Source organism: Shewanella surugensis, assembly GCF_023284005.1.
GTDB classification, from domain to species: Bacteria; Pseudomonadota; Gammaproteobacteria; order Enterobacterales; family Shewanellaceae; genus Shewanella; species Shewanella surugensis.
In genome coordinates this window covers 1-18,092 of sequence record NZ_JAKIKS010000031.1, presented here as the reverse complement: position 1 = coordinate 18,092, position 18,092 = coordinate 1, and the positions used below count along the sequence as shown (strand labels likewise).

Below are 18,092 nucleotides of genomic sequence, written 5' to 3'. Positions count from 1 at the left end.
TATAAAGTTAAAATAATAAATGTAAATCAAGCAAGCTTATCGCTTAAAAATGAATAGCGTTAAGCTTGCTTTAAAAAATAATCATTGATGGTGAACTCATGAAACTCGACAATTCACACAGCTACCTAAACCAAACCAATGCGGCCGATCTCATCAAGAGTAATGGTGAATACGGCGCACTAAAGCTGGTCAGTCAGCAATTTGAAGCGCAGTTTCTGCAAACGGTGTTAAAACAGATGCGATCAGCATCCGATGTCATGGCAGATGAAGATAGCCCACTATCAGCACAAAAAGACAGTCTATATCGCGACTGGCATGATGCAGAGTTAGCCGGACGTTTAAGCCAAATGCAAAGCACAGGGCTTGCCAGTGTCATGACTAAACAATTGGCCAGCGCCCTTAAGTCAGCCCCTGAAGCGGTCGCTTCTAATAATCAATTATCAACTAATAACGCCGCTAATATCGCGACCAATATATCAACCACAGCCATGCAACCTGCCCTTATCACCCCATTAAAGGTGAAATAAACGGGCCGCATGACGGTATGTACCCATTCCGGAGCATACACCACTGATGGAATGGGTATTAGCAGCTTTGTTCGACTTAGACTAAGGATACAAAATGAGCCTTCTTAATATTGGCATGTCAGGGTTAACCGCCAGCATGGCGGCCTTGAACACCACTTCTAATAATGTTGCCAACGCTGCAGTACCCGGTTATTCGCGTCAGCAACTGTTAACCAGCTCAGTGGCCGGTGGCGGTTATGGCGGTGGTGCAGGCGTGAATGTCGATGGCATTCGCCGAATTTCCGATCAATATCAAGTGGCTCAATTATGGAACACCAGTAGTGGTGTGGGTTATGCCAGTACTCAGCAAAGTTATCATAGTCAAGTAGAAACCGTTTTTAATACTGATGGTAATAACATTTCCCAAGGTTTAGATACCCTCTTTGCCGCGCTCAATGCCTCAATGGAAAAACCTAATGAGACAGCCTATCGACAAGGCGTGCTCAATGAAGCAAACGCATTAAGCCAACGTATCAACTCTATTAACGACAGTTTAAGTGCGCAAACCACGCAAATTGAAAGTCAAATGGGGGCATCGGTCAATGAAATCAACACCCAAATAGAAACCATTGCCCGTTTAAATTCTGAAATTCAATCTTCTGCCAATAATGGCACACCGTCGGCTTCATTATTAGACAGCCGCGACGCGGCCATTGACGATCTGGCCAATATTATTGACATCCGTGTGACTGAAGAAAGTAATGGTATGGTGAATATCTCACTGTCTCAAGGACAGCCTTTACTGGCTGGCACCACCAAATCAACCTTAGTGACCTCACCGTCAACCAGTAACCCCACACTGAAGCAAATCAATATTCAATTTGGTCAATCAAGCTTTCCTGTTGATAAAAATACCGGGGGCAGTTTGGGGGCATTACTCGATTATCGTGATAACGATCTGGCTGACTCTATTACCTTCGTCAATGAAATGGCGAAAAACTTAGCCGATGAATTTAATCGTACCCTGAAAAATGGTACCGATCTTAATGGCGCCACACCAAAATTAGATCTCTTCAGCTATGATCCCAGTAATCCAGCAGGTACCTTAGGCCTCACCTCTGGATTTACCTCGGATATGCTCGCCTTTGGCCAAAATAGTACACCTGGCGACAACAGTAACCTACGCGATCTCGTCGAAATCGCTAATACCAACTTTACCTTCGGCTCGATTAATGCAACGACCAGCATGGGTGATGCGTTTGCTGCGAAAATAGGTCAATTAGGCTCCACCGCGCGCCAAGCTAATTTAAATGCCGATACCAGTACCCAGTTACAGATGAATGCCCAATCCCAATGGTCCAGCACCAGTGGCGTAAACTTAGATGAAGAAGGCGTCAACCTCATAAAATACCAGCAACAGTATCAAGCCAATGCCAAGATCATCTCTACGGCCGATCAGTTGTTTCAGACTCTTTTAAACAGCATTTAAGGAAATAAACCATGCGCGTCAGTATGCAAAACATGTACAGCAGTAATCTGTATAGCTTACAAAAAGCGACTATCGAAATTGCTCGCCTTAATGAAATGCAATCGACAGGCAAATCATTACTCAAGCCGTCAGACAATCCCATTGGCTCCGTCCAAGTGATAGGCACTCAGCGAGATGTGGCTGCGACGACTCAGTATATCGATAATATTAAATCGCTAAGCTCAGGACTGGATCGCTCTGAAACCCACCTTTCTAGCATGATCGATCTTCAAGGTCGATTACGCGAAATTGCTGTAGCGTCTAATAATGGTTCTCTATCTCCAGAAGACAGAGCCGCCTATGGTGCTGAAATGGAAGAGTTAATGGAGAGCATGGTGTCACTGGTTAATGCCACCGATGAAAGTGGTAACTATCTGTTTTCAGGTAACCTCACCGATACTCAGCCGCTGCTTAAAGACACAAATGGTGTTTATATCTATCAAGGTGATAGCAACCAGCGCGAAGTACAAGTGGCTAATAATACTTGGATGGAAGCCAATGTGACTGCTGACGCTTTCATTTTTAGTAATGGCACTGATGATATCTTTAACCAAGCACAAGCTTATATTGATATATTAAACGATCCGACATTATCACCGGGTGATGTTAACTTTGATAATGCATCCACAGCCATGCAGGATACGTTAGATGACACTTTAAACAGTATTAGTGCTACTATCACTGACTTAGGTGGCAAGCAAAACAGCTTAAGCCTGACACAATCCTCGCACGAAGAAATGAACATTTTTAGTGAAGCACTTATCGGAGAGATTGAAACCTTAGATTATGCTCAAGCCACCGCTGAGTTTAATATGAAGCTGACCGCGCTACAGGTCACTCAACAAACTTTCGTACAAATCAGTAAACTATCGCTATTTAGTCAAATATAGAGACCAAACATTATGATTAATGGAGTTACCGACAGCCTTAACGTTCAACAACGCAGTCAAACGGTCAGTGCACCTATTAGTGAACGGTCTCAATATCTGCCAAGTGTTCAGGCTAACGTTTCCTCCATTCCAACCCACAGGCTGGAATCTTATGTACGCTGGGCTAAAGTCACCCAAGGTCAACATAAAATTTCAGCCGCGCAAGTGGCCGAACAGAGTTTAAAACAAGTCGTTCAATTGCTAAAGCAGCTTAAAAAACAAGTCCAGTTATCGCTAAAAAATACCCCCTCGATCCAAACTGAGCCCAACAAAGTCAGTCTTAAATTACAGCAAAGACTCGTGACACTTAAGCCTGAATATCAAGGCAAGGCGCTATTAGATCATCAACTGAATGTGATCTCAGCCACGCACCCAGCCAGCCCACGTCAATTTAGATTAAAATCCGTCGAATTGACCCAATCTAAAGCCAGAGACGAGCGGATCAGTATACAAATAGGCGGTGCTGTCACTAATATCACCCTGCCCGCTAATCTTTCTCAAGCCAGCTTATCCAGCCATTTAGCCGCGAGCCTAAAACCCTTGGGGATCCAGCTGCAAGCCTTTGCTCAACAAACGGCTTCAAAAATAGGGCCGAGTTTATTCAATACTCATGAGCAACAATGGCTATTGATTAAAGAGGGAATTTTCATGACAGGACAAGGACAGCGTCTGCCTGCAGGAGAACCAAGACTCATTAAGGTCATTGAAGAGCTAAATTGGCAAGATCCAAGAGAATGGAAATTTACTAGCCAAAGTGAACTTAAACAAAGCATGGCTAAAATCAGTAAATCCTTGAGTAAAATTGAGCTGCAACTTAAAGATTTAGGTGAAGTACAACAAAAAGTACGATTACAGCTTAAACAAATCAATAACGGCAAACAGCAAGATTTTGACCTACAGAGCACATTACAACGCCTCAACACCCTAATGCAGCCTAGCCCTTTTACCGCGCATATACGTTCATTGATGGCGCAGGCAAATGTAAACCGAAATCAGGTGTCTTCATTATTAGGGTAAAGTTCGTTCATTGATAGGTACTCCCAACCGAATGTAAACCGCAATCAGCTATCTTCGCTTCTGGGGCCGGCTAATACGTTCATTGATGGTGATACCAAGCTCACGAAATAAGTAAGCCGAAGGTATAACTTATACAGACAGATACGTTTTCCTATAGACATGCATCGTCCCATATCGGTTCATAACATAGTAATAATTTATTTTTTATAAGGTTAATGTCATTTTCGCTTCACGGCCTATAGCCTCTTCCATATTTTAAATCTTTTTATTCCTCTACGATCGATTAAGTTCAATCCACTGCAATTTAATAAGATTGAAATTTAATCATCTACAAAACTTCATATTTGCAGTGGTCAAACCTGTTAAACACAAAAAATAAAGTATTAATTCGATCTCCATCACACATTGTTAATAAAATGTTTTAATTGTGACTTTTTAGGGTTTATTTGCACTCTCTCTAGGAGTAAGGTATCGCCCAATGAAAGACAAGGTCGATAGCGAGAAAAAATCACCGCTATCGGGTACTCAACGAATCTAAAAAGGAATGACTGTGCGTACTTATACTGGTTCTATTTCAAGCTTTACAGGTTGGATGACAATGGCCTCACTTGGCTTAACATCACTAGCCCTGACGCCTTCAGCTTTAGCTATGGACTATTACGCCTCAGAGCAATGGTTTATCCAGCAAGACTTTACCATTGATGCGGGTGATAGAGTTATCGTTGCAGCTAACACTCAAATCTATTTAAATGCCGATACAAAACTGACCATTAATCCCGAGGCGGTATTGATTTTAGAAGAAGGCGTTAATATCGATATTGGCCAAAAAGGAAGCATTGCCGTATACGGTGAGCTCAGCTCATTGGGTCATGAATACAACATGAATCGCTTTCAATCGGTGCAACTGGCCCCAACAAATAGTGATTGGCAAGGGATCGACACCTATAATGGCTCTGTGGTTAATTTACGCCATACCCAAATCAGTCATGCAAGTAACGCTATTTATGCTCATATCGGCACGACCATTTTATTCCCTAATGAGCAAACCGAATTAGACACCCATGATTCTGAAATAAGAAATGATCACACCAGCCAACTCAATATTCGCTACAGTAACTTCAATAACAATCACACTGCCATCAATATTAGCGAACAACACACCTTTGGCCAGTTAGAATCCGTCATACAATATAACCAATTTAACGATAATCAATACCATCTCTATACCTCAAGCCAAGCGCACAATAATGGCTTGCAAATGAGCCCAGTAATTGTCGATGCCCGCTTTAATTGGTGGTCAACAACCGATACAAATCGGCTTAAACAACAAATCCAAGACACCCAAGAAAATAATCAAGACACCCATGCTTTAAGAGTCGATTATAGTCATTATCGACAATCCATTTACGACAATGACATCCTTACTAATGCTTTCTTGCTCCAACTGCCATTAAAATTAAAACGAGACGATCCCATTACAATCGATCCTGGCTTTAATCGTGAAAGTCATTATCGACTCGATGGTAATTTTCTGATTGCGGGTGACACAAAGATCAAACCTTACCAACTAGCCACTCTGACAACCAACAGCATGTTAACCGTGAGTGAAAACACAACACTGACGTTAGATAAAACAGCAAGGTTTATTGCAGAGCCCGGCGCGGTCATTTATTTAAGTAAAAACAGTCAAATTAATGTCCAAGGACATTGGCAATTAACTGAAGGTGTACAAGTTATTGCTGAAGAAGGCGCTCAAATTAATATCAGTGGTAGCCTATACGCACAAGGCACTTCCACAAACAGAGTCAACTTCAGTGCAGCATCACACTTAGTTGATCAAAACTGGCAAGGGATTCAATTATCTCAAGGCGCTGAAATCAATCTAAACTATGCACAGATTCAACATGCGCAGCAAGGTGTTTACGCTAACTTAGTCCCCTCAATAGTTAACCCTGTAGAGGATAACACCGCTAGTATATCTCCAGATATCAGTGATGATCAGCCAACATCATTACAGATCTCTCATACCCGTTTCATTAATAATCATCAGGCCATACGCCTAGATGTCGTACCAGAAACCCAAGCATTAGAAACACAAATTGAATATAACGATTTTGTTGATAATAGCACTCATCTGTTTACTCAAGTCTATCCTTTTCATGCTTATGGAAATGGAAATGGAAATGGGAATGAAGCTGAACTGAACTTAAGTGAGTCACAACCATTCTCTCCTATCGTGATCAATGCAAAATTCAACTGGTGGGATAGCAATCTGGTATCAGATATTGCAGCTACCATCATTGATTTTCAGCAAGCAGTTGGGCATACCGATGGGTTACACGTTGATTATAGTGAGTATCGTCAATCAATGGCTTTGAACGATATAGCTCGTAATACACTAGTCGTTAAATTACCTGAATATTTAAAAGTCTCAGATCCATTTCAAATAGATCCAGGCTACAATCTAGAAACAGAATATCGACTCGAGGATGATTTTGTTATCGTTGGAGACACACACTTTAGTCGCTATCAAATTGTAACCCTTACAACAGGCAGTAATTTACACATTAGTGACGATATAAGCTTGTCGATTTCACCTAACGCTATATTTATTATCGAGTCCGGTGCCAGTATCACCTTTGGTCACAATAGTCAGTTACTAAGCCAAGGACAGATCATCGATCAAAATCATTAAATTTTTGTAAGTGAAATTTTAGATGACTGATTAAAACTCAATTGACATAAGAAAAAGCCAGTGATAATAATCACTGGCTTTTTACATTCAACAACCTCCCTTTACTGTAAATGATTTAATTCAGACATCAAGTTTATCCGCTAAAAATTCAGACGCTAATTTAGACACCCATGATTCTGCGCTAACATAACCAATTTGAGCTAGGCTTAATGAGAGTTGATGGATAACAGCTAAGGTTTTACTTATGCCAACACCAAGAAAAGCCATTGTCAGTATGGAAGACACTTCTTTTTATCACTGTATTTCACGCTGTGTTCGCAGAGCATTTTTATGCGGAGTAGACAATTATACCGGCCAATCCTATGAGCATCGACGAGACTGGGTTGAAAATCGTTTGTTGTTGCTGGCTGAGATATTCTCTATTGATGTTTGTGCTTATGCCGTCATGTCAAACCACGTACATCTAGTTTTAAGCATAGATATCTATCAAGCGAATAGCTGGAATAACAGGGAGGTAGTAGAGCATTGGCACAAGCTGTTCAAAGGAACAAGTATCACCCAGAAATTTTCTCAAGGGATCAAACTTGAAAATTATGAAATCAATATATTAGCTCATACAATAGCAAAATATAGAGCTAGATTAAGCGATATAAGCTGGTTTATGCGGGCATTAAATGAGCCTATCGCACGAATGGCAAATAAAGAAGATAAATGCAGCGGACGATTCTGGGAAGGCAGGTTTAAATCCCAAGCATTACTTGATGAGGCGGCAGTCATAGCCTGCATGGCCTATGTTGATCTTAATCCCATTCGAGCAAAAGCAGCTAAAACGCTAGAAGATTCTAATTTTACGAGTATTAAATGTAGAATTAAATACACCCTTGATAATAAAAAACCACAACGATTATTACCTTTTACTGGTAATGAAAGAAAGAATATGCCGAAAGGATTGAGGTTTAATTTTCAAGATTACTTTCAATTACTCAATGAAACAGGTCATATCATGCAAGATGAAAAGTATGATCCCATTGATATCTCAGCAAAAGTAATTCTAGAAAAATTGAACATCCCTCTCGATAATTGGGTAAAACTCACCTCTGAATTTACTCGCTTATTCAAAGGCCCAGTAGGAACATTACAAGAGCTCAATCTCTATTGCGAACACTTGGATAAAAAGCGAAGACAAGGTGCGGCCAATTGTCATCAATGGCTAGAACCATAAGCCCCTCCTGATTACACACTTTAACTTTTCTACACCTTATGATCATGATTGGTGTTTTCAATTTATTGAATATTATGTCTGACGCCGATTTACTTCATTTTTTCATAAAATAGAATATTCCTAGACACTTTGAATAACCCACTTTTTAATCAGCAAACAAATTTAGCATTCAAATGCCCCTCCTCTCCTCCAGACAATAGATGATCAAATACAAAAACTAACATGGATGTCTTGATAAAAGTCTTCCGACCGAATAAATCAAATAACCATGGGTGTCTTGATAGTTTTGATAATCGAGAGATAAAAACCATCGACTTTGGTCGAGTTTTTGAAAATACAATGATGAGTATCTTGATAAAAGGAGGGCTTAGACCAATTGATTATGAATTATGGGTGTCTTTATAATATTTCGGGGGTGAGCATTTACAAAAAATTGATCTTTAGTCATTAATGTAAACCTTGGTGAGAATTAACAATAAAATCAAAAACAAACTAAAGATCTAAAAACCCAGGTAATGAAATCATCCGGCAACAAATCCGAACAATCGATCATTTATTTTTACACAGATATTCAGTTTGTGGCGCCAGTGTCGTTTTATTGAATGTGACAAACGAAATAGATGTATCAACTTAATTAAGGATTGAATCATGTTATCTGTTCATACTAATAATGCTTCACTAATCGCTCAAACTTCAGTCAATAAAAGCAATGACCTACTTTCAAATGCTATGGAGCGTTTATCAACGGGTCTACGTATCAACAGCTCTTCTGACGATGCCGCGGGTCTACAAATTGCCACTCGTTTAAATTCAAATGTGACTGGTATGCAAACTGCTAGCCGTAACGTGTCTGATGCGACGTCTATGCTGCAAACTGCTGATGGCGCGCTGAATGAATTAACCGTTATTGCTGACCGCCAAAAAGAATTGGCTCTTCAAGCAGCAAATGGTACAAACTCAGGTATTGACTTAGATGCCTTAGATGCTGAATTTCAAGATCTAAATGACGAAATGACGCGTATTCTTACTGAGACGACTTACGCTGGAAACGATTTATTTGGTACGCTATCTACCGGTGTTACCTTCCAAATTGGAGCTTCTTCAGCTGAAACTCTTGATGTAACGGTAACAGCCGTTGATACTTCTGGTGTCGCTGCTGATGATTTAACCGCTGCTGGTGGTGCTACGCTAGCCATCGATAATGTCGACAAACTAATTAATCTAATTGGTGAATCACGCTCTGAATTAGGTGCTAAAATCAACCGTTTAGGTCACACAGCCTCTAACTTAGCTAACGTGACTGAAAACACCCAAGCGGCTGCTGGTCGTATCATGGATACTGATTTCGCAGTTGAGTCAGCTAACATGACTAAGAACCAGCTTTTAGTTCAAGCGGGTACTAACATCCTGTCTTCAGCTAACCAAAACACTGGTTTAGTTCTAGGTCTTTTAGGTTAATCGCTTGCGATGAGGTATTAGAATTAAAGCTTAGGCTTTTCGTTTATTACCTTTTTTACTTATTCTTATTAAAGTAAAAAATACAAGAGCGCTGACTCAAATAGCGAAATAGCTAGATGAGATAGCGCTTTTGCTTTGTTAATGAGTAAAGAGTTTATCTTCACTTAATAAGCAAGGTTACAAGTCCTAGTAAGTTAATGTTATTGATAATGAAATATGATATTTACTCTGTGATAGTGGCTTCGAAATAGATAATTTGATTGGTGTCAGGTTACTCTTTTTAAATACGCTATCGAGTGTTAATACGACATATTAACTTGCTAGGCAATTTTTAAGTGTCTTTCACATCTTTCTTTTGAACGATTTAAACAGACAGTCAACCCTAGCTTTATTTACGCTTTAGCGTCTCCCTTATTGATAGCCTGCATATATGCAGCCCATGTTGTTCACGCCCTGTTGTTATGAATGAGGTAAGAGATTACTCATATCAGTTTACCTATTGCCGGGGATGAACAATGTGGTTTTTTAATCTTGATTAGTTTTTGTTGTCATCTTTTTATTATCATTATTTTTTAGCTCTGCTCTTTGCCTCTATTCTTTACCTCTACTCTTTACCTTTATTCTAGGCTTTTATCCCTACCTCAGCCTCTTTCAGCGACATTAAAAACCAAATAACGACACAAAAACAATACAATTACAAAACAAAACAAAACAAATGTCACCACCAAAAACAAACCAAGGCGCCAAGTAAAAAACAAAGCACCACATGTATTAACACTGAAGGATCGCAATCTAACCATTTGATAATAATTGATTTTAATTATAAAATGCAAAATAAACCATGCCTTAGCTCGCTTTTTTTATAAATCCTTTCAGTTCCGAAATCTGCTGTCGTTTTAAATTTGCTGACACCAATCAAATATTCAATTTCGGAGAAGAACTATGTTATCTGTTCAAACTAACAATGCTTCATTGATCGCACAAAATTCAGTAAACAAAAGCAATGACTTGCTAGCTAACGCTATGGAGCGTTTATCGACTGGTCTGCGGATCAACAGTTCAGCTGACGATGCTGCAGGTCTACAAATTGCTACCCGTTTAAATGCAAACGTAACAGGTATGGAAACGGCTAGCCGCAATGTTTCAGATGCAACTTCTATGCTACAAACTGCTGATGGCGCACTTGATGAGTTAACCAGTATTGCTAACCGTCAAAAAGAGCTAGCGACACAAGCGGCTAACGGCGTGAACTCAGATAAAGATTTAAAAGCACTCGATGATGAGTTTCAACAATTGACTGCTGAAATGACGCGTATTATTGGTGAAACTACTTATGCAGGTAACAAACTTTTTGACGTTCTAGATACCGGCACAACATTTCAAATCGGCGCTTCAAGCTCTGAAACTCTTGATGTTAAAGTGGCTAAAGTTAACTTAGCCGATCTTGCTGGCGGCGGTGAAGATGTGACTTCATTAGATTTAGCCACTGATGCTTCTGCTGCAATGGATATGGTTGATACTTTAGTTGATATCGTTGGTGAGTCTCGCTCTACTTTAGGCGCAAACATCAACCGTCTAGCTCACACAGCGTCTAATCTTGCTAACGTGACTGAAAATACTAAAGCCGCTGCGGGTCGTATTATGGATACTGATTTTGCGGTTGAGTCTTCAAACATGACTAAGAACCAACTATTGGTTCAAGCCGGGACTAACATCCTATCTTCAGCTAACCAAAACACGGGTTTGGTTTTAGGTCTATTAAACTAATATAGACTATATATAAACTGGCTCTAGCTATAGTTCCTTAAAGGCTAATACTTTGCCAAGATAAAAAACTTTACTTTGTTAAACAATGAAGTAAAGTTTTTTGCATTCATTACAAAACCTCATGTTCTATCAGATAAATTCATTCCATAGCTCATAGCTGTAATCGATAATGAGACCTCGCCTCCCCTTTTATAAATCTCGCATTAACAACCTAGATCTCAGCAATAATCCATTCATTTAAAAGCTATACTGAAATATTCTTTAAACTGCCACCATTTTAATCCATTTGAAATATCCAACCTGCCACAATAAAAGTCATTACAATTATAAACTTAAATTTAATTTCAGAATTATCATTCCTAAAAGAAGCACCAATAAACCTTTAAAAAACATAAAATTAACATATATAATACGTTTCATACAATAATGAAATGATTCATGTTGTTGGGTTAATTTAAAAAGGAAATTAAATTTGAACTACCACACTTGTTTTAAACGGACAGCAATCGCATTAATTTGCAGCTCCTCGTGTTTTTCTTACGCGAATACTCTACCCGAAGGTGGAAAACTGAAAGCTTCTCCAGCCCCGTTTGAGCAACAGTTCATCTCTGAAAGGGTATTAGATGAACTCGATATTTATAGTGAAAATACTTATTTTACGATAGAAACACATCCTATAGAAGTGGCTTCTGGTGCAATAAAACAGTTTAAAAATAATACTCAAGCTACTCAAAATAGCTTGCTACAAGTTCGAACCCTAGCACTCGGTGAAGACCCTATAGAAGAGGTTCAGCCTGAAGAGCCTTTGAACACTATCACTCCTATGTGTACAACATTAGTTACCGATAATTTGTATACCCTTGGAGGATTAACTGCTGGCCAAGCAAGTTGTTATCATTTTGAAATAACAGAAAGTTCAAAAACAACAATTTTTGTAAGTGGACAAAGTGCAGAAACGGATATCAACCTCACGGTATATCAGCATAATGAAGATGATAGCTTAAGTGTTATAGGCACATCTACGAATACTGGCAATACTAATGAAGTTGTATTAGGTATGCTCACTGCTGGACATTATTACTGGTATATGGACACTGTTTTAACGGATGGAACAGATATTAATTTTGCCGCCGTCACCAATACAAATTTTGACTCTTATGAGCTTAATGACACTATTGCAACCTCAACGGTACTAGCTGATAAACAAAATATTATTTCAGGTAACATGGATAGCAATGCTGATGCTGATTATTATCACTTCACCTCTACTCGAGGACAAGATGTCACTCTCGGATTTAGTGATACTTATGGAAATAATGAATGGGTAGCAGCCATTTTTACTGGTAGTGAATGGCAAACATTGACTAATGGTCTGCGTTATAACCTTTCTACTCTACAAGCCAATCAAATTATCCGCATAAGAGTAACAGCAAACACCTCTATGACTGCAGACACTTCGCATAATTACACATTAATGATGGGATCTAAAGTTGCTCAGCTAAGCGCTTATTCCGTTGAAGGTGAATCAAATATAGCCCGTATGAGTTATTCTGCAACTCCTGTTTATATGACTACGCAAGCGGCTAGAAAATTATCATGGTCAGCCTCCCTTCTTGATTCAACCGGCGCACCTGTTGAAGGTGCAGAAATTGTACTGAGAGTGGAAAAGAACTTTAACGAAGACAGCACTGAATTGAACTATATTAATCATTCGCTTATATCTAATATAGATGGAAAAGTTAATGGTATTGTTGATTTAGGGAGTTGTACAGGTAACTTTGAATCTGCCCCTTATTATTCATATGCTGGCAGTCAAAAAGTTTGGTGGGAAGCAAGGTATAATTTTGGAATGTGGCGTTTAGAGGTTCCTGGAGTCGATGGTATAGGAGTGGGTGGGGATGAAGTCCCTTATGTAACCTTAGCTCACATCTGCTCTTCACGGCTGTTATAAACTAACTAATAAAAAAATCAGGCCATTATTTGTGCCTGATTTTATTTCAACTGTCTTGTATATGCATTATAAGCTTAATACTCACTTTCTGTATCCCCTGCAACTAAATAAAATAACGCTCCACACTTAATAACATAAATGTTACTGACGCCTTACCTATTGCTAACAATTTTAAAGAGGCGCCCATTGTTCAAAATAAACAATGACCACTCCCCAAGACAATACATTTAATTAACATAATCATTAATGACTTACAGATCATCAAGATTGCTCTCTCAGCTCATAAAAACAATAAGGCGATCTTCAAAGATCCCACAACATGGAATAGTTATGATAATCAAAAAAATCCCCCAGTTAGCCCTGAAGCTATCACTGCTGACATTGGCTGTCTCTAATCAAGCCAATGCCAACACTATCGAGCAAGTACCCAGCCTGATGCCACTGCAAGCACAAGGCACTCAATCAAACAAGGCTAACAACAGCCCACTGCCTAAACGCTATATTGTTAAATTTAAAGATCCGTCGACGCATATCAGTCGCTCGACTAATCGCTTAAGTCATACATCAAGCACAAGCTCACGTAGTTATGAGCCCATGAACCATGAGGTGTTTACCCAAGAAGCGATTTTACAGCAAGCGGTTAATTTTGATACTCAGCGAGCAGATGTACGCAGAATTGGCCGCAGTAATAGCTATACTAGTGCCATATCGACTGAAGAGGCACACGCGCTGAAGCTTAGAGCTGATGTTGAATATGTTGAAGAGGATCTACCAAGATATTTATTTAGCAGTAATTTGTCTTCAAATGAAGCCACCCCTTGGGGACTTGGTCACATAGGCTTACTGTCTGACAATAATGCATTGCTAGATGATAGCCAAACCGGTAACCGCACGATTTGCATTATTGATTCTGGTTACGATATTAGCCACCCAGATTTAAATGGTAATAATGTCAGTGGCACCCATGTCACAGGCACGGATGATTGGTCCATTCCTGGCGCTAATAATGCTCACGGTACTCATGTTGCTGGCACCATCGCCGCCATTAATAATGGCGAAGGCGTTGTTGGCGCTATGCCAAACCAAAATGTTAATATTCACATTGTTAAAGTGTTCAATAGCGATGGTTGGGGCTATACATCTGATGTCGCCGAGGCTATTACGATCTGCGCTGATAACGATGCTAATGTGATCAATATGAGTTTAGGTAGTGAAGGAAGTAATTCGCTTGAGAGAGATTCCTTGCAAGCACAATATGACAATGGTGTGTTACTGATCGCGGCAGCGGGGAATAAGGGAAATAATATATTAAGCTACCCCGCTTCTTATGACAGTGTCATGGCTGTGGCTGCTGTCGACAATGACGGCAATCACGCCTCATTCTCGCAATACACCAATCAGATTGAAATATCAGCACCCGGTGTCGCCATATTATCAACGGTTACTCAAGGAGAAGGGCATTTAGCCGACATTGTTATTGATGGGGAATCGTATATTGAGCATCAAATACTCCCTTTTCATCGACGCACTTATACTGGCCGCATAATTAACGGTGAAGAAGAAACGATAGCTGCAAATATTTTAGGGACTGTTACTGGTAAATTAGCCTATTTAGATTGCTCCAGCCAATTTGGTTGTAGTGGTGATGTCAATAATAAAATATGTTTAGTCGATGAGGGTAGTGGTAGTAATATCCCTAGTCGTTTTTACTATTGCCAAGAAGCAGGTGCTATAGGGGCAATTGCTTTTAGTTCAGAAGGTAATCCTGGACTCAAAAATAATACCTACGGCGATCGCACTAATATGTTTAATAGTATTATTGCCGCCAGCGTTAATAGAGCAACAGGGTTATTATTAAAAGACAAAGTTGGCTCTACCACCGCACTCAGCACATTTGATGATGGCAACTATGCCTTTTATGACGGCACCTCAATGGCCTCACCGCATGTCGCAGGCGTTGCGACCTTAGTGTGGAGCCACCACCCTGAATGTACTGCCGCAGAAGTACGTCAAGCTTTAACCGCCACAGCAGATGATATTGATGTTGCCGGGCGTGATGTTCGAACGGGCTACGGCTTAGTTAATGCCAGTGCAGCGAACGCCTATCTAACCGATAATACTTGTGAAGGAACGATTCCCGAACCGACTGAACCAGAGCCGACTGAACCAGAACCGACTGAGCCAGAGCCGACTGAGCCAGAGCCGACTGAACCAGAACCGACTGAACCAGAACCAACTGAACCAGAACCAACTGAACCAGAACCGACTGAACCAGAACCGACTGAACCAGAACCGACTGAACCAGAACCGACTGAACCAGAACCGACTGAACCAGAACCGACTGAACCTGTAGTCACCCAATTAACTAAAGGTATTGCAGCAACAGGACTCAGCGGTGAAAAATCCGATGTGCTTTATTTTTCAATAGAGGTACCAGCTAAAGCAGCCCTGTTAGATTTTAATACATATGGAAATACTGGTGATGTAGAAATGTTTATTGGACTATCAGAAAAACCCAGTAAAAGCGTCAATATATGTAGATCAACCAGATCGAATAGTAATGAGCAATGTGACATTATTAATGCAGAAGCTGGCATCTATTTCGTCATGCTAACAGGTTATAGTGCTTTTAGTGATGTTGAATTAATTGCTGATTACTCACTCGCAAGCAACTTTTATGAAAACGATACCAACCACCCTATTCCTGATAAAGATAATAATGGAGCCCAAAGTTCAATCACGGTTAATCATATTGGCGATGCGGGAAATATTAATGTTGAAGTGAATATCAGTCACACTTACACTGGTGATCTGATCTTAGAATTACATAGCCCTACAGGTGAGAAACACATATTACAAAAGAAATCAGGCGGTGGTACTGACGACATAGCTAAAGTTTACTCAATTGATATGACCGGTATTGAAGCTCAAGGTGATTGGATCCTGAACGTGATAGACACAGTCAAAAATGATATAGGCACAATTGAACATTGGAGTATAACCTTCCTTTAATCAATAGATTAAAATGACTAACCTCATAAGCTAATATAAATCACTTCACCCAATAAAGGCGCTTATTTTAAGCGCCTTTATTTGCTCAAACACCGCAATAAGAGACCCCTCTTCCCTTGCCCACTTACCCCGTTACTTCTTGCTCAATTTTCGACTATCAAGCTTCTTGGCTTCTTGGCTTCTTGGCTTCTTGGCTTCTTGGCTTCTTGGCTTCTTGGCTTCTTGGCTTCTTGGCTTCTTGGCTTCTTGGCAATATTAACGAAAGAAAAACAAAATCAGCACAAAAGTATCAATTAAGTTGCATTTTCATTTCAGTTACGCAAAAAGGGGTCGATATAGCTAGTCGCCTGCATGAAATTACAATTAGACATTAGGTGTAACCGTGTATTTTAAAAGGCACTGTTACTATCATAAAGCAATAGACACAGCGAAAGCAAATGGGATCCAACTGGCCAAAGGAGTACTGTGCCACTTTTCTACTTTTTATTTATTAAAAAACATTATTTCATAATAAATACATGCACATGCACATGCACATGCAACACATTTGACACTCAACATTAATAAAAAAGAACAAGATTCTTGGGCATGTATGACGCTTTTACGCCACTTTGTTTAGGCTCGCTTCAATTGTTTGCGCCTTTTAGAAGCGCCGACTTTTAAAAGAGTCTAGGTCAAGTGACATCGCAGGATCGCGACAATGCTACCAAGAACATTTAAAAGGATATTATCTTGCAAAAAATCAATCGAGATCATCGAGCTGATTTAGCTCAATCAAAGGATCAAGGCATCACAGATGCAGATCGCACAAAGAGCCAAAGCAGTCGCTGGATGACGCCATTTTATCGCAGTTCATTTGCGACTATCATTACACTAAGCTCCACTATCACACTAACAGGAGTATTAGCAGGACAGGCTCAGGCGGCTGATTTATATGCCCCCGATAACTGGGTGATTAATGAAGATACCCATATTAGTGCCGGCAATCGCATGTTCGTTAATCGCGATGCCACTGTCACCTTAGGTGCTGGCATTACCTTTGCTATCGATGCTGGCGCAGAGCTGATTGTCAGTGATGGGGTTAACTTTAACATTGACAGCAATGCTAAAATTGAAGTCTATGGTAGCCTGCAGGGTGGAGGGGTTGAGGGCAATGAAATTCGCTTTACCTCTTCATTAGCCAACCCCACCCATTCTAGCTGGCAAGGTATTTATACCAATAGTGGCGCGAGCGTTAACCTCAGTTACAGCCAAATTAGCCACGCCGTCATTGGTGTTTATGCTAATTTAACGCAAGCTAGCGATACTGACACTCAAATTAATGTTGATCATAGCCGCTTTATCGACAACAGTTATGGCGCGTTTTTTTACCAACAAAATAGCCAGATCAGCTTAAATGCTACCTTGCATGACAACCAGTTTATTGGCACGCAAAACCATCACCTGTTTGCTCAAGGTGGTATACCTTTTATGGCGACCACGATTGATGCGCGCTTTAACTGGTGGGATTCAGCCTTAGCGGCTACCATAGCCTCAAAAATCTTTGATAATAGTCAGAGCCCTGTTGGCTTAAATGTCGATTACAGTAACCATTATTTTTCTGCCAGCATGGAAAGCACAGACGAGCGTAGCTTAGCCGTGACGCTGCCGGATGAGCTACTCATTGATGGCGAATACAGCCTGTTTAATGACTATTCTGTCGTAGCCAACCTTAATCTCAGCTCTGGGCAAGTATTAAGGCTAAAAGCGGGTCATACTCTAACTATTAAAGCGGGCGTCAAGCTGACTGCCGCCTCGGGTGCGCAGCTCATTATTGAAGAAGGCGCTAAAGTCAAGCTGGAAGACAGTGCTAATGTCACTGTAAACGCAGGTGGTACTTGGCAACTCGGCGCTGGATCGCAAGTCCTGGCTGCCGCTGATGTACAATTGGATATCTATGGCACTCTTCACGCAGAAGGGGCTGAAGACAACCTCGTTTATTTCGGTTCATCACAAGATGCACCCGAT

The 18,092-nt window shown here is 40.3% G+C and carries 11 protein-coding genes; all 11 read left to right on the top strand.

Translation table 11 applies throughout. The features are described from left to right. Window positions 1-98: 98 nt before the first annotated feature. A complete protein-coding gene (locus L2764_RS09930) occupies window positions 99-527 on the top strand; it encodes a rod-binding protein (protein ID WP_248940058.1) in 429 nt (142 codons plus the stop codon). 94 nt (window positions 528-621) lie between these two features. Next, the gene (flgK, locus tag L2764_RS09925; RefSeq protein WP_248940057.1) at window positions 622-1,995 is read left to right on the top strand and encodes a flagellar hook-associated protein FlgK; all 1,374 of its coding nucleotides are present in this window, start codon (window positions 622-624) and stop codon (window positions 1,993-1,995) included. A gap of 11 nt (window positions 1,996-2,006) precedes the next feature. Beyond that, window positions 2,007-2,924, top strand: coding sequence for a flagellar hook-associated protein FlgL (flgL, locus tag L2764_RS09920; RefSeq protein ID WP_248940056.1), 918 nt, complete (start codon window positions 2,007-2,009; stop codon window positions 2,922-2,924). Between the two features lie 12 nt (window positions 2,925-2,936). Further along, complete coding sequence (locus L2764_RS09915) at window positions 2,937-3,980, top strand: hypothetical protein (protein WP_248940055.1); 1,044 nt, start codon at window positions 2,937-2,939, stop codon at window positions 3,978-3,980. Window positions 3,981-4,530: 550 nt separating this feature from the next. Next, window positions 4,531-6,675 carry a hypothetical protein gene (locus L2764_RS09910; protein ID WP_248940054.1) on the top strand — a complete coding sequence of 715 codons (2,145 nt, stop codon included), beginning with the start codon at window positions 4,531-4,533 and terminating at the stop codon, window positions 6,673-6,675. Between the two features lie 244 nt (window positions 6,676-6,919). Then, entirely contained in the window at window positions 6,920-7,897 is a 978-nt protein-coding gene (locus L2764_RS09905; RefSeq protein WP_248940053.1) for a transposase, read from the top strand. A gap of 648 nt (window positions 7,898-8,545) precedes the next feature. Further along, window positions 8,546-9,355, top strand: a complete 810-nt coding sequence (locus L2764_RS09900) for a flagellin N-terminal helical domain-containing protein (protein WP_248940052.1) — start codon at window positions 8,546-8,548, stop codon at window positions 9,353-9,355. 942 nt (window positions 9,356-10,297) lie between these two features. Then, window positions 10,298-11,122, top strand: a complete 825-nt coding sequence (locus tag L2764_RS09895; protein ID WP_248940051.1) for a flagellin N-terminal helical domain-containing protein — start codon at window positions 10,298-10,300, stop codon at window positions 11,120-11,122. A 472-nt stretch (window positions 11,123-11,594) separates the two neighbouring features. After that, window positions 11,595-13,073 (top strand): hypothetical protein, encoded by a 1,479-nt coding sequence (locus L2764_RS09890; protein WP_248940050.1) that lies wholly within the window; start codon window positions 11,595-11,597, stop codon window positions 13,071-13,073. Between the two features lie 330 nt (window positions 13,074-13,403). After that, the gene (locus tag L2764_RS27740) at window positions 13,404-16,085 is read left to right on the top strand and encodes a S8 family serine peptidase (RefSeq protein WP_283106977.1); all 2,682 of its coding nucleotides are present in this window, start codon (window positions 13,404-13,406) and stop codon (window positions 16,083-16,085) included. Window positions 16,086-16,817: 732 nt separating this feature from the next. Then, window positions 16,818-18,092: hypothetical protein (locus L2764_RS09870; RefSeq protein ID WP_248940049.1), on the top strand; the 1,275-nt coding region annotated here is incomplete at its 3' end.